The organism is Brevundimonas lutea (assembly GCF_003704105.1).
Taxonomy (GTDB): domain Bacteria; phylum Pseudomonadota; class Alphaproteobacteria; order Caulobacterales; family Caulobacteraceae; genus Brevundimonas; species Brevundimonas lutea.
The window spans coordinates 635,226-656,512 of record NZ_QUOQ01000003.1 but is presented as its reverse complement, the minus strand read 5'-3'; the positions used below and the strand labels follow the sequence as shown (position 1 = coordinate 656,512).

Here is a 21,287-nt window from a genome sequence, read left to right as displayed (position 1 = left end):
AGCCGGAGGGCCGAAACCGGCGGGCGGGCTCCGGACCCACGCCGACTTCCGGCCTTGCCGAGCCATCCTGAACGCCTTTCGCCGGGTCAGCTCCCGACGGCCTCATTGTGGATGAGGGCGCATGGTAGAGAGTCGGCTTACAGGAAAGGACGGCATGTCATGAAGGAGTCCAAAGGCAGGTCGAAGAAGGCGGGGCCTCCGAAGCAGAACGCCTCCCAGCCCAGTCTGAAGACGGCCGCCCCGGCCCCGGCGGCCCAGTCAAAGGCCAAATAGGACCGCGCCGGCCTCCGTCACGTCCCGCGCAAGGGTAGGGGGAAGCCGTCGGCGTCGGCCGGCGGGAACGGTTCGCCAGGGCTGGCGACAGGGTCGTCGGCGCGTCAGGATAAGCCAAGCCGCTCCACTCGGCCGGCGACGAGGCGGCCATCCGGCCTCTGCTGCGTCCGGTCGCGGTTCGCGCCGAGCAGGTCGTCATCGAGCAGGGCGCGCCGGTCACGGAGGTTCACTTCCCGCTCGACGCCCAGTTCGCCAGTCAGATCCGCTTCTCCGACGGTCGGACGCTCGAGACGGCGGTGGTCGGACGCGAAGGCCTGACGGGGCTGGCGCCCTTCCTGGCCGGCGCCGCAAGCACCTGGGAGGTGGTGGTGCGGGCCTCCGGCGACGCTCTCGTCGCGGCGCCGATACGCCGCGCCCTCAGCCGCGACCGGCTGACCATCAAGGCGCGGCAGCTCGAACTTACCGATCTCTATCAGGCTCAGGCGGCGCAGGCCGGCGCCTGCAAGGCCCTGCACCAGGCCCCACAGCGTCTGGCCCGCTGGCTCCTCACCGCGGACGACCTGAGCGACGACGGACGCGTCAACTTCACCCAGGAGGAATTGGCGCGGCTGTTGGGCGTCCAGCGCTCCACCGTCAGCGAGCTGGCTCACCGCCTCAAGGCGCTGAAGCTGAGCCCCTATTCGCGCGGCGCGATCCGTATCCACGATCGCGTGGGGCTCGAGCGCCAGACGTGCGAATGCTACGCCATGCTGCGGGCCAAGGTCGCCTCGGTTGGGCTTACGAGGGCCTAGGGAACCGTCCGGCGTGCGTCTGCTTGTGCAGACATGCCCCGCTATTTCTTCGATCTCCCGGACGGATCCCTGCTCACCGACGAGGTGGGGGAGATGCTGTCGGACGATGACGCGGCCCGCCGCTCGGCCCAGCGACTCCTGAGCGAACTTGTGGAGTCGCGATCCGAACTCTGGCGCGATGGCCGGTTCTCGGTCGAGGTGTTCGACGCCGATCGCATGCTGGTGGGCCGCCTCGTGGTCCAGGCCGAGACCGCCGGATGACCGAGAGGGCGGGGCGCTGGGTTCGTTGTCTGACAGGGGCTGACTCGCGGGAACGGGAAGGCGGCCGGCGGAAGCCTGCTGGACCACCGGCCCCGTGAGCGCGACGATCGCCAACGTCTTCGGGGTCGCGGCAGCGGTCTGTTCCGTGACCAGTTTCGCGCCGCAGCTGATCAAGATCTGGAAGGCGCGCGACGCGGGAGCGGTCAGCCTGAGAACCTACGCCCTCACGGTCAGCTGTTTCGCCCTGTGGATCGTCTATGGAGTGATGACCCAGGCCTGGCCGGTGACCGTCGCCAACAGCCTTGCTCTGGTGATGTCGGCCGGGGTCCTGGCCATGAAATGGCGCTTCTCCCGGACCGCTCCCGGAACGTCGGGATCGCGGGGCCAGGATAGGCGCGCATGATCAACCGGCGTGCGGGCGGACTGAAGGGACTCGCCCCCGGTCGACGGCGGGCGCCGCCGCCCTCGCGGCGCTGGCCGAGACCCCGCGGGACACCCCTCGCGAGAGATGACCTGATCCGCGAAGGTGACCGGCCGGAGGTCTCGTCGAAGGGGGCGTGCCGCGAGACGAGTCTCCCGACGATCGCGTCACATCCTCGCTATCCGATGCCGGGAAAGCGCGGCCATGACACCGCGGAAGGGCAGGCCGGGCCATGGAATGCGCGGAGAAGGTGGGCGGATCGCGCGTTCGGATCGACCCTCTCTCCCCGAAGCCTCCGTCGAACGTACTGACCCGTCGTGGGCGGTCAGATCCCCGCGGCGGCCGGCCGCCGCCACCTGCGCATCTCGGGCCAGCCTCAGACCAGGAGGGCGAGGGTCCGCGCCGCTAACACGCCGGCCGCGATGGCCCGGCCGGCGCGAGGGCTGGGCGGTGCGCCGGCCGGGCTGCGCCGCAGGTCCCTGCCACGCGGATCTCCAACCGCGCCTGCCGGCCCATCAGGCGACGCCGGCTCCCCCTGTCACCCCATAGACCTCGCCGGTGATGTAGCTTCCCTCCTGGGAGGCGAGCAGTACATAGACCGGCGCGATCTCGACGGGCTGGCCGGGGCGCCCGAACTCGCTCTGCTCCCCGAAATGAACGACCTTTTCCTGTGGCTGTCCCCCGGCGGGCTGCAGCGCCGTCCAGAATGGCCCGGGAGCCACGATATTGGCCCGGACGCCTCTCTTGATGAGCTGTTTGGCCAGGGCCTTGGTGTAGGCGACGATGCCGGCCTTGGTCGTCGCATAGTCCAGCAGGATCGCTGACGGGTCGTAGGCCTGAACCGAGGCCGTGGTGATGACGGCCGCGCCGGGGGCGAGGTGGGGCGTCGCCGCCTGGGCGATCCAGTGAAGCGCATAGAGGTTCGTCTTCAGGGTTCGGTCGAAATCCTCGCTGGAGACCTCGGAGATGTCCTCGCGGTAGGCCTGATGGCCGGCGTTGATGACGAGGATGTCGAGGCCTCCCAACTGGCTCACGGCCTCCTCGACCATGCGGCGGCACCAGGTCTCGTCGGTGATGTCGCCGGCCAGGGCCACGGCCTTGCGGCCTTCGGCCTCTATCAGGGCGATGACTTCGCGCGCGTCATCCTGTTCGGACGGCAGAAACCCGATGGCGACATCGCAGCCCTCCCGCGCATAGGCGATGGCGGCGGCGCGGCCGATGCCGGAATCGCCCCCCGTGATGAGGGCCTTGCGGCCGTTCAGACGCCCCGATCCGCGGTAGCTGGTCTCGCCGTGGTCAGGCTGGGGCGTCATTTTCGCCGCCAGGCCGGGTTCGGGCTGGGGCTGTTCGGGAAACGGGGGCTTTGGATACCGGTCGCGGGGATCCTGCAGGGTCAGCCGGTCGGCCATGGAGGCGCCTTTCTAAAGGGGAGAGAGCCGACAACCCGATCGGCCCCGACGCTGTTCCCCGAGCGGAGCGGTCGGATACCGGAACCGCGATCCCGGCTCCGCGGTTTGCTCCCCATGGAGAAGGGAATGAGCTACGGGCGGTTCGCCGCCATGATCCTCACCTCGACCGGGGTGATGTTCGGCCTCATGTATCTGAACACCTATGCGATCGACCACGTCCGCTTCAGCCAGACCCGCGCCTGGATGGCGCTGCTCATGGGCGCGGCCATGGCCATGGTCATGCTCGGGTTCATGTGGCCCATGTACAGGGGCCTGAGGATCAAGCTGGGCGTCCTCGTCTCCGCCCTCGCGGTCTTCGCCCTGAGCCTCACCCTGGTGCGCAGTCAGGCCACGGTGGACGACGTGAGCTATATGAAGGCCATGATCCCGCATCATTCGATCGCCATCATGACGTCCGAGAGGGCCATGATCCGCGATCCGCGCGTGCGGCGGCTGGCGGACGACATCATCGCCGCCCAACGCCGCGAGATCGACGAGATGACGGCCCTCATCGCGGAGCTGGAGCGCGCTCCACGATCCCCCGACGAAGGTCGCTAGCGGGGAGAACGGCCGCCGAGGGGAGTCGGGAGCCTTGTGGGCCCTTTCGTCGCCAGCAGGGCCTGGGGCCTGGCGGCTCTGGGCGCCGCAAAAGGATGCCGGACGTCCACCAGACCCTCGTTCGGGCTGGCCTCCATCCTGCGGTCGCGTTCGAGGCTCCCAGAAGGGACGCCGCGGACCTTAACGTCAGCCAAGCTTCGTCAGGACTTCGAAACTCTTCGGGCGTTTGGTTGCGGGGAGGTGATCCGATGGCCGCGATCCTGATCGTCGACGACGACCCCACCGTGCGGCTTGTCGCAACGGAGATGCTGCGCGCGTCCGACCACGCGATCGTGGAGGCGGGCGACGGTGTCGAGGCTATCCGCCTGCTCGAGGCCATGCAGTTCCACTGGTCGTTCTCGACATGCTCATGCCCAATTGCGACGGAATCGAAGTGCTGATGTCGATCCGGCGCGAACAGCCGTCGATAAGGGTTCTGGCCATTTCGAGCGGAGGCCGGGTGGGCCCCGGAGACTATCTCAACACCGCGCGTGTGCTCGGCGCCGACGGGGTCATGGTCAAGCCGCTTCGTCTTGAAACCTTTCGCCGGACGGTCGAGGCGATGCTCGCCGCGCCGAGGACGCCCAGGGGCTCCGCCGCGGAGGCCGCCGGCTAGGGGGCGGGGCTGAACACGGCGTCATTCGCTTCGCGGCGGCCAGACCGCGCGGGTGAATTTCAGGACGCCGCGGGACATGTTCCTGAACTTGGGGGCCTCGGCCAGGGGCGCGACGAGGAGCGCCGCGTCCGCCGGAAGCTGGCGCTTGATCCGGTGGTGGAGGCGCGAGCGATCGAGGGCGCTGACCACGAGGTGGAGTCCGGGAGCGAGGACGCAGGTGCGCGTTGCCGGGAAGACGATCTCGGCGTCCGCGTCCGTGTGCGCCAGATAGGCCCGGCGGGGTGGTTCCTCGGCCTCCGCGCGGTTCATCGGCCGATAAGGCTGATGTCGCCATTGCGCTCCAGGGCGGCCGATTTGACGGTCGTCAGATCGGCGTGGCCGGCAGCCCTCAGCGCCATCCGGAGGTCGCCCTGGCCGATACCGGCGCCTTTCATGGCGGCCTCGTCCGGCTCCCCGTCTTTCACAAGTACGACCGAGGCGCCCTTGGTCAGGGTGCTGAGCCAGACCCACCGCGCCGCGGCCGTCGCCGGGAGGCCGTGCAGCAACACCAGGAGGAGGATCGCGATCACGGTGGGAAGGAAGGGCGCGCTTCCCGTGAGGGCCCGGATGAGATTGGAGCCGACGATGACGGCCAGGATGATATCGAGCGCGCTCCATTTGCCGAAGGCGCGGGTGGCGGCGAAGCGGACGATGAGAACCCCAGGACGAAGATCGGGGTGGCCCGCAGGCACATCTGGAGCCAGCCGATGTCCTGTCCCTCGCTCCCGATCAGGGCGTGCAGCGTCTCCATCAGGCGCTCCCGATGAAGGACGAGGAGCCGTCGGTTTGCTGAAAGACCGCCTTGGCGTCCACGACCCTACGACCGCCCAACTTGCGGATGCCGGCCTCGATCGTGTCCGTGGTGATCCGCTGGCGCCGCAGGCCTGGGGCAGGAGCTCGCGCTTGGGAGGCAGGAGCTTGGGCTCGGCCTTGACCCCCGCATTGACCCACGCCCAGCGCACCGAGGCGGCGGCGCCGAGCAACTGCATGCCTACCAGCGACGCGAGGGCCGCCCGGCCGTAGACGAGCAAAAGCGTGCTGCGTGTGATGACCGAGGCCAGGGTGGGGCCGATGGCGATCCGGACCGGAAGGCGCTGGCGCGCGGATCAGCGCACCAGGCGCGATGCCCCCTGACGGGGTCCGACGCCGTCGGGCACAGCGACCTCGCTGCCCGCGTAGTTCGCATTGATGACCAGCGAGGGGGAGCCCCTGAGTTCGATGGATTGAGCGACAACCACCGTCCAGTCGGAGGCCTTGGCGATGTCCTTTCCGCCTTCGATCAGGAGGCGAGCCGCCGGGACGTAGATCACGCCGAGAAGGCTATCGACGTGGTCGCTGCTGATCTTGAAGTCCTTGTCATTCTCGCGGGTGGTGACCAGGACGAAACCCGTTAGGGGACCCGTGCGCCGGCCCTCCAGATCCACTCGGGCGCGTCCCTTGAAATCGGACTTCGAGTTTCGGTCGAAGATCAGGACCACGTCGCGACCTGTGAGCCGCGCATCATCCTCCACATCGAGGTCTCCTTTGAGGAAGTAGTGCTCCCCCGCCGCCAAGGCGGCTTCTGCGCTCCCGCGAACCCGGTAGCCTCCGCAGTGAACCCCGGCGGGAATGGTGTGAAACCCTTCCTCGAACGTGACCTTTGGCTGCCCTGATGTGCAGGCCTGATCTGTTCGCACTCGAGCGTCCCGGAAGGGATCATCCAGAGGCACGGCGCCGAGGTTGGCGGCGGGTACGATGGAGCCCCGGGCCGAGGTGACGGCCTGGACCATGCCCGCGTCGATCCGGCCCTTGCCGGCGCTGATGTCGTAGTTCGAGTGAATGAGACAGCCGGGGGCGGAGATCACGCCATCATTCGCAATCTCGATCACCTGTTCCTTCTTGTTGGAGGTGTCGCCGCTCGCGATGACACAGAGAGGCGTCCGATTGACGGACGCGGCGGTCGCGGACGCGATCACGTCCCAGCCACCGGGTGGCAGAAGATTGCCGAAGAACGACGGTCGTTTGGCCGAAACCGTCACGTTCAGGGCTCGGGCGTCCCCCAGGGGGGCGACGTCCGCTGTCACCTGCGCGTCCGGGAAGGCGTCGGCGAGTTGCGCCTGCGCGAAAGCCTTGGCCCGCTCCCGGGCGACCTCGTCACCCACAGCAAGCGTGAGCTCCCTGGCTCCTGCAAGAGCGGCGATCTCGGCGGCAGACTGGAAAACGCCCCGCTGGACCGAGACAGCGTGCAAGTCCATGGCCCCGGCCGTGAGCAGGCCGACGGCAGGCAGGGCGAGTGCGAACTTGAGCGCGACGACCCCGCGCGTATCGGACAGCAGCGACAGCATCAAAGCCTCGGCAGAATGGGCTGTTATCCCTGCCAGAGGTGAACAAATGGCGAATGGTTAACGTCCAATGTCGGACTTAGCGCTAAAGCCGCTGGTACGACGCCGACCATCGGGCTTTCGCGCGAGAAGGGCCCCTGGCGATGCGGGGACGGCGTGGGGGTCACTGCCCCGCCTGGACTGTTCCGTGGTCCATGATCCAAGGGCTTCGGCCTTGGAGGACGCAAGCCCGTCGGTGGGAACGACCGGCTGGCCGACAGGGACGCGTGCGGTGTTCGGAACTAGAGCGCGATGCGCCGCGGTTGATCAGCGCCGAACGATGGGCGTCGGCCGCCCGTCCAGGCCTGATCTCGGCCAAAGGACGGGCGCATGAGCGACCAGGTCGTGGGGCCGCGCTTTAGGATGGGGCCGGCGCTTGGGACGTGAACCGGGACCCGCCCACTTGGTCAGGCGCGCACAACCCCGTCCAACTGCGCGCGGGGCGAGGGCGCGTGGATTCTGCGCCGGGCGTCGAGACCATGGCTCGAGAGGGATGCGCCATCGCCTTGAGCCGCGGCCTGGACCCAGGCGGCGGCCGCACGAGCCTGGCCGATGCGGGAGCGGCCGCCAAAGGGCGAGAACGGCGCTGGGCGCGAGCCGATGCCGAGAATGTCAGGATGGGCGGCGTTGCGCCGTTGGGGATTCGCCACCTAGACGGTGACCGACGACGCGGCCGGGAGGCGCGGGCGAGGGAGGGCGAAGACGGTGACGGTAAGCGCGCTTCTGCTCGTCATCCTCGCCCTGCCGTTCGTAGGGGCCGTGATCGCTGCGGCGCTGCCACGCCATGCGCGGACGCGGGCCGCCGTGCTGTCCTGGGGCGTCGCCCTGTTCAGCGTGGGGTGTCTCGCCCTGCTGTGGCCGCGCTTCAACGACGGCGAGGTGCTTCGCCAGACCATCCCGTGGCTGCCTTCGCTCGGCGTTGAGTTCGTGCTTCGGCTGGACGGGCTGTCGTGGCTGTTCAGCGCCCTGGTGCTGGGCATCGGCGCCCTGGTCGTCCTCTACGCCCGCTACTACATGTCGCCCAAGGATCCGGTGCCGCGGTTCTTCTCCTTCCTGCTCGCCTTCATGGGGGCCATGCAGGGCGTGGTGCTGTCGGGCAATCTGATCCAGCTGGTCGTCTTCTGGGAGCTGACCAGCCTCTTCTCCTTCCTGCTGATCGGCTACTGGAACCAAAACCCCCTGGCGCGCGAGGGCGCGCGCATGGCGCTGACGGTCACGGCGACCGGGGGGTTGGCCCTGCTGGTCGGAATGGTGCTGCTGGGCAAGATCGTCGGCAGCTACGATCTCGACGTGGTGCTCAACTCGCGCGAGGCCATTTTGGCCGACCCGCTCCACCTGCCGGCCATGGGGCTGATCCTGGTCGCCGCCATGACCAAGAGCGCCCAGTTCCCCTTCCATTTCTGGCTGCCCCGGGCGATGGCCGCGCCCACGCCGGTGAGCGCCTATCTGCATTCCGCCACCCTGGTGAAGGCGGGCGTCTTCCTGCTGATCCTGATGTGGCCGGTGTTCGGCCAGACGCCGATGTGGCTGATGGTGGTGAGCGGGGCGGGGCTGGCCACCCTTATGATCGGGGCCTGGTGCGCCATCTTCCAGCACGACCTCAAGGGTCTGCTGGCCTATTCGACCATCAGCCACCTGGGCCTGATCGTGCTGCTTCTGGGCCTCGGCAGCGAGCTCGCCCTGATCGCCGCCCTGTTCCACGTGGTCAACCACGCCACCTTCAAGGCGTCCCTGTTCATGGCGGCGGGCATCATCGACCACGAGGCCGGCTCGCGCGACATGCGCAAGCTGAGCGGCCTGATCCGGTTCATGCCCTTCACCGCCGCCCTGGCCATGGTGGCGGCGGCGGCGATGGCGGGCGTGCCCCTGCTGAACGGGTTCCTGTCCAAGGAGATGTTCCTGGCCGAGACCCTGGCCGGCGCCGACGCCCACCCCTTCGCCCTGCTGCTGCCGGTGGGCGCCACCGTCGCCCGCGCCTTCAGCGTCCTGTATTCGCTGCGCTTCATTCACACGACCTTCTTCGGGGCGGCCCCGACCGAACTCGACCGCATTCCCCACGGTCCGCCGGTGTGGATGCGCCGGCCGGTTGAGGTGCTGGTCTTCCTGTGCCTGCTGGTCGGGGTCTTCCCGGCCGTGACGGTCGGCCCCTTCCTGCACAGCGCGGCGGTCTCGGTGCTGGGCTATGATCTGCCCTATTACAGCCTGGCCATCTGGCACGGCTTCAACCTGCCCCTGCTGATGAGCGTTCTGGCCCTGGGCGGCGGCGTCGCGGCCTATCTGGTCTTCGGCCGGCGCATCAACACCAATCCGCGCGGCGGTCCCTGGGGACCGAAGCGGCTGAACGGCGGCTATCTGTTCGAGCGGATCATGACGACGGCCTCCCGGGGCGCCGAGCTCACCGTGCGGACCTTGGGGGCCGAACGGCTCCAGCCGCAGCTTCGACTGATCGTCATCGTCTCGGTCGTCATCGCCGCCCTGGCCGGCGGCCTGACCGGGGGACTGACCAGCGGACGGGGCGGCGTCGCCCTTGCGGCGCCCGGGGGCGCACCGGATCTCAACACCCTCGCCTTCGCCCTGCTGTGGATGGTCGGAGGGGCCTGCGCCGTCGCCGCGGCCTGGCAGGCCAAATACCACCGCCTGGCCGCCGTGGTGCTGATGGGCGGGGCCGGGCTGGCGAGCTGCCTGTCCTTTCTGTGGCTGTCGGCGCCCGATCTGGCCATCACCCAGCTGGTGGTGGAGATCGTCACCACCGTCCTTCTGTTGCTGGGCTTACGCTGGCTTCCCAAACGGCTCGACACCATCGCCGCGCCCGAGGCGGCGCGGCGGCGCGCGCGGAGACGCCGCTGGATCGACCTCGCCGTCGCGGGCGTCGTCGGCGCGGGCCTCGCGACGGTCGCCTATGCGGTGATGACCCGTCCTGCGGTCGAGGGGGTGACGCGCTTCTATGTTGAGCACGCCTATTCCGAGGCGGGCGGACGCAACCTGGTCAATGTCATCCTCGTGGACTTCCGCGCCTTCGACACCTTCGGAGAGCTGACGGTTCTGGGTGTGGTCGGCCTGACGGTCTTCGCCCTGCTGCGCCGCTTCCGGCCCCACCGCGACAGTCTGAGCGATCCGGCCCAGAAGCGGATGCGCGAGGCCTCGGACGACGCCGCCGCCGGACGTTCGGGCGGGGACAGGCTCCAGGACACCCTCCTCATCCCGCGGGTGGTGATGCGCTGGATGTTCCCCTTCATCATCCTCCTCGCCGTCCACCTGTTATTGCGCGGCCACGATCTGCCTGGCGGCGGTTTCGCGGCCGGCGTCGCCCTCTCCATCGCCTTTATCCTGCAGTACATGGCCTTCGGCGCGCGCTGGGTGGAGGACAGGCTCTCCATCCGGCCCCTGGCCTGGGTCGGCGCCGGACTTCTGATCGCCATTCTGGCGGGCGCCGGCGCCTGGGCGTACGGGCGCCCCTTCCTCACCTCGGCCTATCACTACGTCGACCTTCCGCTGCTTGGCCGCTTGCCCCTGTCCAGCGCCCTGGTCTTCGATCTGGGCGTGGTCGCCCTTGTGCTGGGCTCGACGGTCCTGATCCTCATCGCCCTGGCCCACCAGTCGCTGAGGCGGCCGCGTGAAGACGGGGCGGCGTCGCCGGGGGAGGGGCCGTGATGGCGCTGATCCTCGCCCTGGCCATCGGCGTCCTGGCCGCCGCCGGGACCTGGCTGCTGCTGCGGCCGCGCACCTTCCAGGTGATCATCGGCCTGTGCCTGCTGTCCTATGCAGTCAATATCTTCATCTTCTCCATGGGCCGCCTCAAATCGGCCGCGCCGCCGGTCACGGCGGCGGGGCTGGAGGATCCGGCCCTCTACGCCGATCCGACGCCCCAGGCGCTGGTGCTCACGGCCATCGTCATCAGCTTCGCCCTCACCGCGCTGTTCCTGGTGGTTCTGCTGGCCTCGCGGGGCGTCACCGGCAGCGATCATGTCGATGGGCGGGAGCCGGGGTCATGACCGACTGGGCCGACCACCTGATCATCGGGCCCATCATCCTGCCGATGGCGGTCGCGGCCGCGATGCTGCTGGTCAATGAGCGGCGTCGATCCCTCAAGACCGCCCTGGCGCTGGGCTCCATGGCCGCCGTTCTGGTGATGGCGCTGATCCTGCTGAACGAGAGCGCCAATCCGGTCGGGGGCGGCGGCGACACCGCGCGCGCCTACCGCCTCGGGGACTGGGCCGCGCCCTACGGCATCGTCCTTGTCGCCGATCGGCTCTCGACGCTGATGATCGCCCTCACGTCCGTGCTCGCCGCCTGCGCCCTGATCTTCTCCATGGCGCGCTGGGACCGGGCCGGCCCTCGTTTCCACGCCCTGTTCCTGCTCCTGGTCATGGGGGTGAACGGGGCTGTGCTGACCGGCGATCTGTTCAACCTTTTCGTCTTCTTCGAGATCATGCTGGCGGCGTCCTACGGCCTGGTGCTGCACGGCTCGGGCGAGGCGCGCATCCGCGCGGGTCTCGCCTATATCGCGGTGAATCTCACCGCCTCGCTCCTGTTCCTGGTTGGGGTGGCGCTGATCTATGGGGTGACGGGGACGCTCAATATGGCCGACCTGGCCGTGCGCATCCCCGGCATCGCCGCCGCCGACCGCGGGCTCTTCCACATCGGCGCCGCCATCCTGGGCGTCGCCTTCCTGATCAAGTGCGCCGCCTGGCCGCTGGGCTTCTGGCTGGTGCCGACCTATGCGGCGGCGAGCGCGCCGGCGGCGGCGGCCTTCGCCATCCTGTCCAAGGTGGGGGTCTATGTCGTCATCCGGCTCGAGGCCCTGCTGTTCTCGCCCCTCGCCGGCGCCTCGGCGGGGTTCGGCGAGGAACTGTTGCTGGGCCTGGGCCTGGCGACGGTGACCTTCGGCAGTCTTGGCCTGCTCGCTTCGCGCAGCCTGTCGCGCGCCGCCGGGTTCGTGGTCATGATCTCCTCGGGGACGGTGCTGGCCGTGGTCGGGACGGGCGACGCCGCCGCCTTGGGCGGCGGTCTCTACTATCTGGTCGGATCGACCCTGGCCTGCGGCGCCCTGTTCCTGATCGCCGAGGTGCTGGACCGGGACCGCAGCCCCGGAGTCCAGGCCGGCGAGGCCGTGTTCGACGACGAATACCGCGACCCTTTCGACGATGACGAGCGCAACGAGCCCGGCCTGATCATTCCGGCCTCCGTCGCGGCGCTGGGCGGCGCCATGCTGGTCTGCGCGGTGATGATCGCCGGCTTGCCCCCCCTGGCCGGCTTTGTCGGCAAGCTGGCCATCTTCAACGCCCTGATCGGGATCGGCGGCGGGTTGTCCTGGACGGTGGTGGCCGTCCTCTCGGTCTCCGGCCTACTCTCCCTGATCGCCCTGGCCCGACTGGGCGTGGCGGCGATCTGGACCCGGGACGAGCGCTCGCCGGCACCGGTTGTCGGCGCCGCGGAGTTCGTGGGCATCACGGGCCTCCTGGCCGCCTGCGTCCTGCTGGCCATCCTCGGGCTGTACGGCTTGACCTACGCCGACAGCACGGCGGGCTGGCTCTCGGAGCCGGACGGCTATGTGGCCGCGGTCCTGACGGGAGAAGGGCGGTGAGGCTCTTCCTCCCGCATCCGGTCCTGTCCTTGGGCCTGTTCGTCGCCTCGATCCTGCTGAGCGACAGCGTTGCGCCGCCCTCGATCGCCCTGGCGCTGCTTGTCGCCCTGGCCGCGCCCCATGTGATGCGGGCCCTGGGTTCGGAGACGGTGCGCCTGCGCGCGCCGGGGGCGATCATTCGGCTGTCGGCCCTCGTCCTGGCCGATATCGTTCGGTCCAACGGGGCGGTCGCCCAAATTCTGCTGGATCGCAGGGGGCGGGACCGGGTCTCGGGATTCCTTCACATCCCCCTGCAGCTCAAACACCCTTACGGACTGGCCGTGCTGGCCATCATCCTGACCTCCACGCCCGGAACCCTGTGGGTCGAATACGATCGCGGCTCGGGCCGACTTTTGCTGCATGTGCTGGACCTGGTCGACGAGGAACGCTGGGTCGCCCTGGTCAAGGGACGCTATGAAACCCTGCTGCTGAGGATATTCGAATGAGCGCCCAGATTCTCGACATCGGCCTGTCGATCGCCCAGATCCTGCTGGTGCTGGCGCTCGGCCTGGCGCTGTTTCGGGTGATCCGGGGGCCGCGCGCCCAGGACCGCATCCTGGGCATGGACACCCTCTATCTCAACGCCATGCTGCTCATCCTGGTGTTCGGCGTCCGCACCGGCAGCGACCTTTATCTCGAGCCGGCCCTGATCGTCGGCATGCTGGGCTTCACCGCCACGGTCGCGCTGGCCAAGTTCCTGATGCGCGGCGAGGTGATCGAATGAACGGCGCGGAGCTCCCCGTCTGGGTCGCGGTGGTCGTCGCGGGGCTGGCGATCGCCGGCGCCGGCCTGTCCCTGCTGGGGGCCTTCGGGCTCGTGCGCCTGAGCTCTTTTTATGACCGGGTGCACGCCCCCACGCTCGGCGCCACGCTCGGCATGACGATGATCCTGCTGGCCTCCTGGATCTATTTCGCCGCCTCGGGCGAACGGCTGCTGCCCCGCGAGTTGCTGGTCGGGCTGTTCCTGACGGTGACCACCCCCGTCACCCTCATCCTGCTCGCCCGGGCGGCCCTGTTTCGGGACCGGACCGAGTCGGGGGCTGCTGGGAAAACGGAGGTTCCGCCCGCGCCTCTTGTCGAGTGAGGTGAGCAGAGCCTCGAGACGCCGAAGTTTTTGCGCGAAATCGAAGACACCGACCTGGTCCAAACCCAGCTGGCGAGCCTCCACCACTCCGGCTTGAGGTTGGTCAGTCGATTGCGCCGGGCGTCGAGGTCGGGCCGTCGGCTGATCGAGACCTATGGCATCCATGTCCCTCACGATAATCCGCATCGGCCGACATGAGGTCTGTGCGGATGTCGGATCCCAGGTCCCGTCAATAAGGGTCGCCGGCTTGGCGCCGACGTCTCCGGTCTGATCGCGGATAAGGTCGAGCCGGCGTTACATGGAAATCGGTCCGAAAGAGCCGTTGTCGGACGATCGCGTCGCGGACGGGCGGCCCGCCCGCCACCGGGCGCTCGCGATGGCGCAGTTTATGCGAGCTTGGGAAGACTGTCCGCCCCGGTGCCAAATCCGACGCCATAGCGAACGTGTCCACCTTCAGGAATCGACAGGGGGCGATGCCCGGCCCGCAGCCTTGCTCTGGTGTCGCCGCGGCGGCGGACACAGGCGTCGGCTCGGGCGTCGTCCCCCCACCGTCGGAATAGCGCCACATTGTCCCCTTGCAACCAGCCCGAATTGGACAATTATCTTGTATATTGGGCAGAGAATGGCCATATACGGACGATGATGAAAACGTCCTTGGAGATCCTGAACGACCTCGCCGGGCGCATCAGGGCGCGTCGGGTGGCCCTGGGCTGGACCCAGAAGGAGGCCGCTCAGCGGGCCGGGGTCGCCTACCGCACCTGGCGACGTCTGGAGACCGAAGGTCGAGCCTCGCTGGACGATCTGGTCAAGGCTGCGGTCGGTCTGCGCTGCGAGGACGGGCTGGAGACCCTGTTTCCCCCGACGGCCGCCGCCAGCCTCGATGCGCTTCTGGCGCGGCAGGCCGCGGGCGCCGCACAGCGGCCCTCGCGTGCTCGAGCGCCGGCCCGCAAAGCCGCGCGTCCGTGAGGCTGGCCGCGGGAACACCGCTGGCCGCCGCCTTGAGCTTCGACGAGGGCCAGGCCTCCTTGCCCGCCGGGCGCTTGGCCATGGATGCCGGCCTAGCGCAGCTGGAATGGTCGCCGGAGCTGATCGCCGCCCCGCTGCCCGTCTCGGCCCTGCTCTACCCGCCAGAGCCCGGTCTGCATCCCGCTCGGGGCCGGGAGTTCGAAGGTCTGCACGGCTTTCTCTCCGATAGCCTGCCGGAAGGATGGGGCTATCTCGTTCTGCGGCGGCGCCTCAGCAGAAGGGGAGTCGCCATCGAGACGCTGAGCGCTCTTGATCGTCTGGCGCTGGTCGGCGCGCAGGGCCGCGGCGCCCTGACCTACCGGCCGGCCACCGCGCCACCGCCAGAAGTCGAAAGCCTGGATCTCGACGCCCTGGCCGCCGAGTCCACGGCGATCCTGGCCGGCCGGGAGGGCGAGCTGGCCGATACCCTGGCCACCCTTGCGGGCGGCTCGGGCGGCGCGCGGCCCAAGGTGCAGGTCGGATTCGACGGGGCGGGGCGGGTCTCTGTCTCGGAAGGCGACACCGCCGTCGACCACGAGGCCTGGATCGTCAAGTTCGCCGCGACCCACGATCCGCCCGACATCGGCCCCATAGAAGCGGCCTATGCGGCCATGGCCCTGGCCGCGGGCCTGGACATGGCCCCCTGGCGTCTGCTGCCGTCAAAAACCGGACCGGGCTATTTCGCCACCCGCCGCTTCGATCGGCCGGCGTCGGGTCGGCGCCTCCACATGGTGTCCTTGAGCGGCGCGGTCGAGGCGCCCTGGCGCACCCCGGCGAGCTACGACCTCTTCCTGCGCGCGACCCTATCCATCACTCGCCATGCTGATGACCTGCACGCGGCCTTCCGGCGCATGGTCTTCAATGTGCTGGCCAGCAATCGCGACGACCACACGCGGCAGCACAGCTACCTCATGGACGAGACCGGCGGGTGGCGGCTCGCGCCGGCCTATGACCTCACCTATTCGGCGGGGCCCGGCGGGGAGCATTATCTCGACGTCGAGGGCGAGGGCCGAACGCCGACATGCGAGCATGTGCGGGCCCTTGGACGTCGGCATGGTCTGTCAGGCCGCGTGATCGACACCATCGTCGCCGAGGTCCGGGCCGCCGTGGCGGACTGGCCGCGCTTCGCCGACGAGCTCGGCGTCTCCCGCGCCTCCCGAGCGGAAATCTCGACGGCTCATGACGCTGTCGCCGCCGGTTTCATGGCGTGACCTCGAGCCCGCGCCACGCGCGCGCTCGTCATCCTATACTCCCGAGCATGGTCAGGGAGCCGTCGGGCGCCAAGGATATCGCAACATCGTCGTTGATCCCGCGACCCACGACCGGGACAAGCGGGTGAGCGCGGAGCGTTTCGCCGCCGCCACCGACACAACGATCCACGCCGATGCGTTAGCCCAGGACCATGAGGGCGCTCCGCCGTCGTCAGGAACTCGCGGGAGGCCTGGCGTCCCCGCGTCCACGGCAATGTCTCGGCATCGGCGTCGCTCAGCGCGAACCGTCCAACTCGCCGGCAACGCTCGCCGCCTCCGTCTGGTTGGTCGCGGCCTGGGCCCGCCCTCGGGGCCGAACGACGGGCCCCTCGGTGCGGCGACAAGGGCCTTGAAGAGCCCGACCGTCGACAGATCGGCCGGGCCCCACCCAGGCTGGAAACGCGGATTGTCCGGGCTCCCGCCATCAAATCACCAGACAGGCCCAACGCCAAGGAGGGACGCGGACCTCGCGCGGCCGCCCAAACCATACGCGGCGCGCCGCCGCCGCCGATACCGGGAGCCGCGCAGGAGGCGCGGCGGCCCGGTCGTCGCGCGCGTCGGGAGGCGAGGGGAGGGCGGGGCGGGGTGCTCCGAACGGGAGCGGCAAAGGAGTCGGACATGCCCCAGAGCCCCAGAACCGCTGGCCCGCGAGACGCCGAGCCGCCCGAGCCGCCCGAGCCGGGCATCGCCCGGCCCGGATGTGAGCAGCTCGACGACCGTGCCCTTCTCGCCCGGCTGCTTCGTCATGTCCCGACGGATTCCGTCGCGATCGCCTCGACGCTATTGGCGCGGTTCGGCAGCCTGGGCGCGGTCGCCTGGGCCGACCCGGCGGAACGGGCGCGCGCGGCCGGGACGGAGCCCGAGGCCCTGCTTGACCTCGAGGTCCAGCGCGACGTCGCCGTGCGACTGGCGCGGATCGAGGCCTCGCGCCGGCCGGTGATCTCGTCCTGGGCGGCGCTCGAGGCCTACGCCCGGGCGGCCATGGCCCATCGCCCGCGCGAGCAGTTCCGCGTGCTCTTCCTCGATCATCGCAACAGACTTATGGCGGACGAGATGGTCGCGGACGGAACGGTCGATCATGCGCCCGTCTATCCGCGCGAGGTGATCCGGCGCGCCCTGGAGGTGTCCGCCTCGGCGCTGATCCTGGTCCACAATCACCCCTCGGGCGATCCGACCCCGTCGCGCGCCGACATCGAGATGACCTGCAAGGTCGTCGAGGCCGCCAAGGCTCTGGGCCTTCAGGTTCATGATCATCTGGTCGTGGGCCGGGAGGGGACGGCCAGTTTTCGCGGCCTCGGTCTGATCTGAGCCGATGTTAACCCTGCAGCCCCTCGTCGCGGCGCTCGGCGGCGACCTCTACGACGGCGGACGGCGCGCCAATGCGCCGGCGCCGGGACACAGCGCCTCGGACCGCTCCGTGTCGCTGATGCTGAGCGGCGATCGCGTGGTGATCCACTGTTTCGGCGGCGTGGACTGGCGGACGGTCCGCGCTCATCTGGAGGACAAGCGTCTCATCGATGGCGCGGGTCGCCTGATCGGCGCCGGACCGGCGAGGCCGAGGGCCCCCCGTGCTCGCCCGGACCGGACCGACCGGATCGCCGCGGCGCGACGGCTCTGGGATGAGGCCGTTCCAATCGGTCGGGCGAGCCTGTCCCGCCGTCACCTGGAGGGCCGCGCCATCCGCCAGGACCCCGAAACCCTTCAGGCGCTGCGCCACCACCCGGCGGTCCCGATCGCCGTCTACCGAGATTGCGTCACCAGGCGGCCGGCGCTCGTCGCCGCCATCACCGCGCCGGGAGGCGCGCTCACGGCCGTGGAGGTGACCTATCTCGCGCCGAACGGGCGACGGGACCACGGGCTCCGGCTTTCGCGCAAGACCGTCGGCGTCGTGCCGCCGGGGTCGGCCGTGCGGCTGGCGCGCGCCTCGAGCGACCTGGTGGTCGGCGAGGGCGTCATGACCGTCCTGTCGGCCGCCGACCGGTACGGCCTGCCGGGATGGGCGTTGCTGTCGGCGAACAACCTCGCGGCCTGGCGCCCGCCGCCGGAGACGCGCCGGGTGGTCGTCGCCGCCGACCGGGGCGCCGTCGGCGAGGCCGCCGCCGGGCGCCTGGTTGAGCGTCTGGCCGGATTTGGCGTCCGAGGCGTCCTGGCCCTGCCGCCCGCCGGCGCCGGGGACTGGAACGCGGTCGCCGCGGCCGAAAGTCGGGAGGAAGGGGGGTGAGGGGCGCCGATCGGCGGGGATGGTCCCCGTCGACGGCGGGAGACTGCTCATGCCCCGATCCTCATCCGCCCGCGCGACCGCCCCGACGCCGTTCGAGGCCGCCACCTTCCGCATCCGACGCAGGGTTCCTCTCAAGGACCTCGATGTGGCCCCGGAGAACCTGCGCGCCGGCGAGCCGGCCGACGACGGCGTTCCCCAGTTGGCCGACACCCTTCTGGCGGCCGGACAGCTCCAGCCGCTGACGGTCCGGCCGGGCCGCCGCAGGGAGCGCCCGTGGATGACCCTGGACGGCCGCCGGCGGCTGCTGGCCCTGCGGCTGCTGGCCGAGCAGGGCCGGATCGAGGACCGGTTCCAGGTCGATGTCTTCGTGGAGACCGAACCGGCGCGCCAGGCGGCGGCCGCCGTCCTGACCAACACGGCCGCGCCGGTGCATGTGGCCGATGTCATCGCCGCGATCGGCCGGATGCTGACATCCAAGCTCGATGTGCCGACCATCGCGCGCGCCCTGGGTCACGCCGAGATCGATGTGAAGCGGCTGGCGGCGCTGTCGGCCCTGCCCGAGGCCGCCGTCTCGGCCCTGCGCCTGGGCCGGCTCAATCTTCGCCAGGCCCGGCTGCTGGCGCGTCTGCCCGATGCCGCCGAACAGGCGGAGCTGGCCCAGGCCGCGCTCGACGGGCAGGGGTTCGCCGACTGGCGCGTCGTCGAGAAGCTGGATCGGGCGCAGGTGGACGCGACCGATCCGCGCTGCGCCCTGGTCACGCCGGAGCGCTACGCCGAGGCGGGCGGCCGGATGGAGACCGACCTGTTCGGGGAGCGGGCGCCGGCCCTGCTCGATCCGTCCCTGCTGACCGATCTGTGGATGGGGCGGGCGGCGGAGATCGCCGCGCCGTTCGAGGCCCAGGGCCTGACCGTGAACGTCTCGCCGCACGGGGACATCGACCTGCCCGACGACCTGGAGGCGCCCGGCTATGTCTATGGCGGGCGTCTGCCCGCCGACGAGATGGCGCTGTATCGCGAAGCCCGGTCTGAGTTCGAGACGGCGGCGGAGGCGGTTCAGGAGACGCTGGCGGCCGCGTCGGGTTCCGAGGCCGAGACCGACGCCATCGCCGCCATGATCCGGGCCGCCCTGGTCCGGGACCAACTGGCGCTGGGCGGCCGGGTGGCGACGGTGCTGGCGCTCGGGGCGTCGCGCCGATACGGCGTGTCGATCGGCATCTATGCGCCGGTCGAGCCGGAGATCGCCGACGAGGGTGACGCCGAGGGCGAGGGACGCTCTTCCATCCCGGAAGAGGACGGTCCCGCGCCCTTCACGCCGCCGACGGCCGCGGCGCCGCTACCGGAGGTGGACGGGGTCGGCCACGGCCTCCACGCCCTCAGGACCGAGGTCGCGACCCGGGGTCTGATCCGGGCGCTCGCCGACGATCCTCGCGCCGCCATGACCGCGCTGATCGCCCGACTGTTCGCGGTGGTCGCCGGTCCGGGCGTCCGGTCCCCCTCGGCCTCGGCCCTGACCGTGACGGCCGAGGTCTTCGGTCCCCGGGGCGGCCGGGTCATCCCGGCGGTCGACGGCGTGGTTCGGGAGCGGCTCGACGACCGGCGCGCCGCCTGGGAGGCCTCCGGCCTCACCCTGATCCGCTGGGTCCACGACCTGGACGACGGCGAGCGGCTGGCCCTGCTCGCCGATCTCACGGCCCTGACGCTCGATCTGAGGGAGGCGCGCACCGATCGGATCCGCACCGAGGCCCGCGCCGAGGCCGGGGAGCTGGCCGCGCTGTGCGGGGCGGACATCACCCGGCACTGGACGCCCGACGCGGACTTCCTCGCCGCCCATTCCAAGGCGCTGCTCTCGGCCATGCTGGAGGCCATGGGCAAGGCCGCGCCGAGACGACCGGCGCCGGGCAAGGCGGACCTCGTGGCCCTGGTCGAGGCCACCGCCGCCGCGCGCAACTGGGCGCCGTCCGTCCTGTCCTGGCAGGGGGGCGGCGACGAGGAGGGGGCGGCGGAGACGCCGGACGATCCGGACGCCGGCGATCCTGGGTCGGGCCGGAGCGAGCCGGCGCCGGCCGCCGGAGACGGCGATGACGGTGTCGGCGCCTTCGAGGTGACGGTCGAGGGCGAGGCGGCGCTGGCGCACGCGGCCGAATGAGGCAGGTCAGGGCCGTCGCGCGAAGGCGCGGCGGCCGCTTCGTCTGGCGGATCGCCGGCTCGTCAGAAGAGGAGAAGAGGGGAGGAAGGGGGGACCGGGGCGAGGCGGGATCGAGGAGATCGGCTCCCCGGCGGCCTCGACATTCCAAGGAGACTGACATGCAGACCATGGTGTTCACCGGCCGGCTGGCGGCCGACCCCCAGATCAGCGACGAGTTCGGCAAGGCCATCTTCCGCCTGATCGAGAAGCGCGGCGTCGACGCGGCCGGCAAGGACCGGCTCGTCGGCGTCAACTGCGTGAGCTGGTCGAGCGGCCTGAACGAGAAGGTCATCGCCCGGGGTATGGCCCAGGGCTGCGAGGCCGTGGTCACCGGGGTCTTCGTCGACACGGCCTATGAGACGCGCGACGGCCAGGCGCGGACCGCCAAGGAGCTGGTGGTCAACCGCCTCACCCTGCTCGACTGGGCGGAGGACCGGCGGGCCGACGGCGCCCGGTCGGGCCAGGAAGACGACGGGGAGACGCCGCCGGTGTCGGACCCGACCCCGGAAACCCAGACCGCTTCCACCCGGAAACCCCGCCGCGCCGCGCGCGCGGCCTGATCCCAGCCTTGTTTCAGCAGGAGACTGACCCATGCAGACCCTCATCATCGAAGGCTATCTGGCCGCCGATCCCTCCATCCTCTCGGCCCAGGGCTCGGGCCGGAAGCGCGCGAGTTTCCGCGTTCTGGAGACCACGCGGTTCCGCCGCTCCGACGGCTCGCCGGGCGAGCGCACGACCGGCTTCAACTGCCACTGTTTCAACGAGGCGACCGCGGAGAACTATATTGCCCCCTATGCCCACAAGGGCACCCGGGTGGTGATCCAGGGCCATGTCGAGAACGACAGCTGGACCGGCAAGGACGGCGTGGAACACTATGATCTGCGCCTGATCGTCGGCGACATCCGGCTGAAGAACCGGCGGCCGGCCGAGGCGTCTGTCGAGGCTCCGGACGGAGAGAATGGATCGTCCGACGGCGAGGTTCTCAACGACGACATTCCGTTCTGATCGCTGGAGGCTGACGCCGCGGCCCGGGGCTTCGGCTCCGGGACTGCGGCGTCCGCCGACAGGCGTCCGGATTGAGGGGCGGCGATCTCGCGAGAGGTCGCCGCCCTTT

23 protein-coding genes are annotated in these 21,287 nt (G+C 70.1%); 19 read left to right on the top strand and 4 right to left on the bottom strand.

Annotation, left to right across the window (positions count from 1 at the left end; genetic code table 11):
* Positions 1 to 569: 569 nt before the first annotated feature.
* The 3 genes from EES48_RS07205 (at position 570) to EES48_RS07195 (ending at position 1,728) form a co-directional block, all read left to right on the top strand.
* Positions 570 to 1,064 (top strand): Crp/Fnr family transcriptional regulator, encoded by a 495-nt coding sequence (locus EES48_RS07205; protein WP_162998069.1) that lies wholly within the window; start codon positions 570 to 572, stop codon positions 1,062 to 1,064.
* A gap of 33 nt (positions 1,065 to 1,097) precedes the next feature.
* Complete coding sequence (locus EES48_RS07200; RefSeq protein ID WP_122465668.1) at positions 1,098 to 1,325, top strand: DUF6894 family protein; 228 nt, start codon at positions 1,098 to 1,100, stop codon at positions 1,323 to 1,325.
* A 94-nt stretch (positions 1,326 to 1,419) separates the two neighbouring features.
* Positions 1,420 to 1,728, top strand: a complete 309-nt coding sequence (locus tag EES48_RS07195) for a SemiSWEET family sugar transporter (RefSeq protein WP_122465667.1) — start codon at positions 1,420 to 1,422, stop codon at positions 1,726 to 1,728.
* A 533-nt stretch (positions 1,729 to 2,261) separates the two neighbouring features.
* On the opposite strand, the gene EES48_RS07190 is transcribed toward EES48_RS07195, so the two are convergent.
* Entirely contained in the window at positions 2,262 to 3,155 is an 894-nt protein-coding gene (locus tag EES48_RS07190; protein ID WP_122465666.1) for an SDR family oxidoreductase, read from the bottom strand.
* 126 nt (positions 3,156 to 3,281) lie between these two features.
* Here EES48_RS07190 and EES48_RS07185 point away from each other — a divergent pair, with 126 nt between their 5' ends.
* The 3 genes from EES48_RS07185 to EES48_RS07175 all read left to right on the top strand — a co-directional run bounded on the left by EES48_RS07185 (position 3,282) and on the right by EES48_RS07175 (position 4,407).
* Entirely contained in the window at positions 3,282 to 3,752 is a 471-nt protein-coding gene (locus EES48_RS07185; RefSeq protein WP_122465745.1) for a DUF305 domain-containing protein, read from the top strand.
* Between the two features lie 248 nt (positions 3,753 to 4,000).
* Entirely contained in the window at positions 4,001 to 4,192 is a 192-nt protein-coding gene (locus tag EES48_RS14830; protein WP_162998068.1) for a response regulator, read from the top strand.
* Positions 4,156 to 4,407 (top strand): response regulator, encoded by a 252-nt coding sequence (locus EES48_RS07175; protein WP_122465664.1) that lies wholly within the window; start codon positions 4,156 to 4,158, stop codon positions 4,405 to 4,407. Before EES48_RS14830 ends, EES48_RS07175 begins: the two co-directional genes overlap by 37 nt.
* A 21-nt stretch (positions 4,408 to 4,428) precedes the next feature.
* Here the strand turns inward: EES48_RS07175 and EES48_RS07170 are convergent, their stop codons facing one another.
* The 3 genes from EES48_RS07170 to EES48_RS07160 form a co-directional block, all read right to left on the bottom strand.
* Positions 4,429 to 4,716 carry a hypothetical protein gene (locus EES48_RS07170; protein WP_122465663.1) on the bottom strand — a complete coding sequence of 96 codons (288 nt, stop codon included), beginning with the start codon at positions 4,714 to 4,716 and terminating at the stop codon, positions 4,429 to 4,431.
* Positions 4,713 to 5,138, bottom strand: a complete 426-nt coding sequence (locus EES48_RS14825; protein ID WP_162998066.1) for a DUF421 domain-containing protein — start codon at positions 5,136 to 5,138, stop codon at positions 4,713 to 4,715. The genes EES48_RS07170 and EES48_RS14825 overlap by 4 nt, the downstream gene beginning before the upstream one ends.
* Before the next feature lie 414 nt (positions 5,139 to 5,552).
* On the bottom strand, positions 5,553 to 6,770 hold the full coding sequence (locus EES48_RS07160) for a hypothetical protein (RefSeq protein WP_122465661.1): 1,218 nt from the start codon (positions 6,768 to 6,770) through the stop codon (positions 5,553 to 5,555).
* A gap of 741 nt (positions 6,771 to 7,511) precedes the next feature.
* Between EES48_RS07160 and EES48_RS07155 the strand changes: the two genes are divergently transcribed.
* From EES48_RS07155 to EES48_RS07095, 13 genes are all read left to right on the top strand, one after another.
* Positions 7,512 to 10,457: a monovalent cation/H+ antiporter subunit A gene (locus EES48_RS07155; protein ID WP_122465660.1), complete on the top strand. Its 2,946-nt coding sequence runs from the start codon at positions 7,512 to 7,514 to the stop codon at positions 10,455 to 10,457.
* Positions 10,457 to 10,798, top strand: a complete 342-nt coding sequence (locus tag EES48_RS07150) for a Na+/H+ antiporter subunit C (RefSeq protein ID WP_122465659.1) — start codon at positions 10,457 to 10,459, stop codon at positions 10,796 to 10,798. The genes EES48_RS07155 and EES48_RS07150 overlap by 1 nt, the downstream gene beginning before the upstream one ends.
* The gene (locus EES48_RS07145; protein ID WP_122465658.1) at positions 10,795 to 12,390 is read left to right on the top strand and encodes a monovalent cation/H+ antiporter subunit D; all 1,596 of its coding nucleotides are present in this window, start codon (positions 10,795 to 10,797) and stop codon (positions 12,388 to 12,390) included. Before EES48_RS07150 ends, EES48_RS07145 begins: the two co-directional genes overlap by 4 nt.
* Positions 12,387 to 12,875: a Na+/H+ antiporter subunit E gene (locus EES48_RS07140; RefSeq protein ID WP_122465657.1), complete on the top strand. Its 489-nt coding sequence runs from the start codon at positions 12,387 to 12,389 to the stop codon at positions 12,873 to 12,875. Before EES48_RS07145 ends, EES48_RS07140 begins: the two co-directional genes overlap by 4 nt.
* The gene (locus tag EES48_RS07135; protein ID WP_122465656.1) at positions 12,872 to 13,153 is read left to right on the top strand and encodes a K+/H+ antiporter subunit F; all 282 of its coding nucleotides are present in this window, start codon (positions 12,872 to 12,874) and stop codon (positions 13,151 to 13,153) included. Before EES48_RS07140 ends, EES48_RS07135 begins: the two co-directional genes overlap by 4 nt.
* The gene (mnhG, locus tag EES48_RS07130; protein WP_122465655.1) at positions 13,150 to 13,512 is read left to right on the top strand and encodes a monovalent cation/H(+) antiporter subunit G; all 363 of its coding nucleotides are present in this window, start codon (positions 13,150 to 13,152) and stop codon (positions 13,510 to 13,512) included. Before EES48_RS07135 ends, mnhG begins: the two co-directional genes overlap by 4 nt.
* Before the next feature lie 639 nt (positions 13,513 to 14,151).
* Positions 14,152 to 14,478, top strand: coding sequence for a helix-turn-helix domain-containing protein (locus EES48_RS07125; protein WP_122465654.1), 327 nt, complete (start codon positions 14,152 to 14,154; stop codon positions 14,476 to 14,478).
* Positions 14,475 to 15,728 carry a type II toxin-antitoxin system HipA family toxin gene (locus tag EES48_RS07120; RefSeq protein WP_122465653.1) on the top strand — a complete coding sequence of 418 codons (1,254 nt, stop codon included), beginning with the start codon at positions 14,475 to 14,477 and terminating at the stop codon, positions 15,726 to 15,728. The genes EES48_RS07125 and EES48_RS07120 overlap by 4 nt, the downstream gene beginning before the upstream one ends.
* A gap of 657 nt (positions 15,729 to 16,385) precedes the next feature.
* Positions 16,386 to 17,075 carry a RadC family protein gene (gene radC / locus EES48_RS07115; RefSeq protein WP_122465652.1) on the top strand — a complete coding sequence of 230 codons (690 nt, stop codon included), beginning with the start codon at positions 16,386 to 16,388 and terminating at the stop codon, positions 17,073 to 17,075.
* A 4-nt stretch (positions 17,076 to 17,079) separates the two neighbouring features.
* Positions 17,080 to 17,988, top strand: coding sequence for a DUF7146 domain-containing protein (locus EES48_RS07110; protein WP_122465651.1), 909 nt, complete (start codon positions 17,080 to 17,082; stop codon positions 17,986 to 17,988).
* A gap of 49 nt (positions 17,989 to 18,037) precedes the next feature.
* Positions 18,038 to 20,134, top strand: a complete 2,097-nt coding sequence (locus tag EES48_RS07105) for a ParB N-terminal domain-containing protein (RefSeq protein WP_162998065.1) — start codon at positions 18,038 to 18,040, stop codon at positions 20,132 to 20,134.
* 158 nt (positions 20,135 to 20,292) lie between these two features.
* A complete protein-coding gene (locus tag EES48_RS07100; RefSeq protein WP_240623254.1) occupies positions 20,293 to 20,733 on the top strand; it encodes a single-stranded DNA-binding protein in 441 nt (146 codons plus the stop codon).
* A gap of 31 nt (positions 20,734 to 20,764) precedes the next feature.
* Positions 20,765 to 21,178: a single-stranded DNA-binding protein gene (locus tag EES48_RS07095; protein WP_122465649.1), complete on the top strand. Its 414-nt coding sequence runs from the start codon at positions 20,765 to 20,767 to the stop codon at positions 21,176 to 21,178.
* Positions 21,179 to 21,287: the final 109 nt, after the last annotated feature.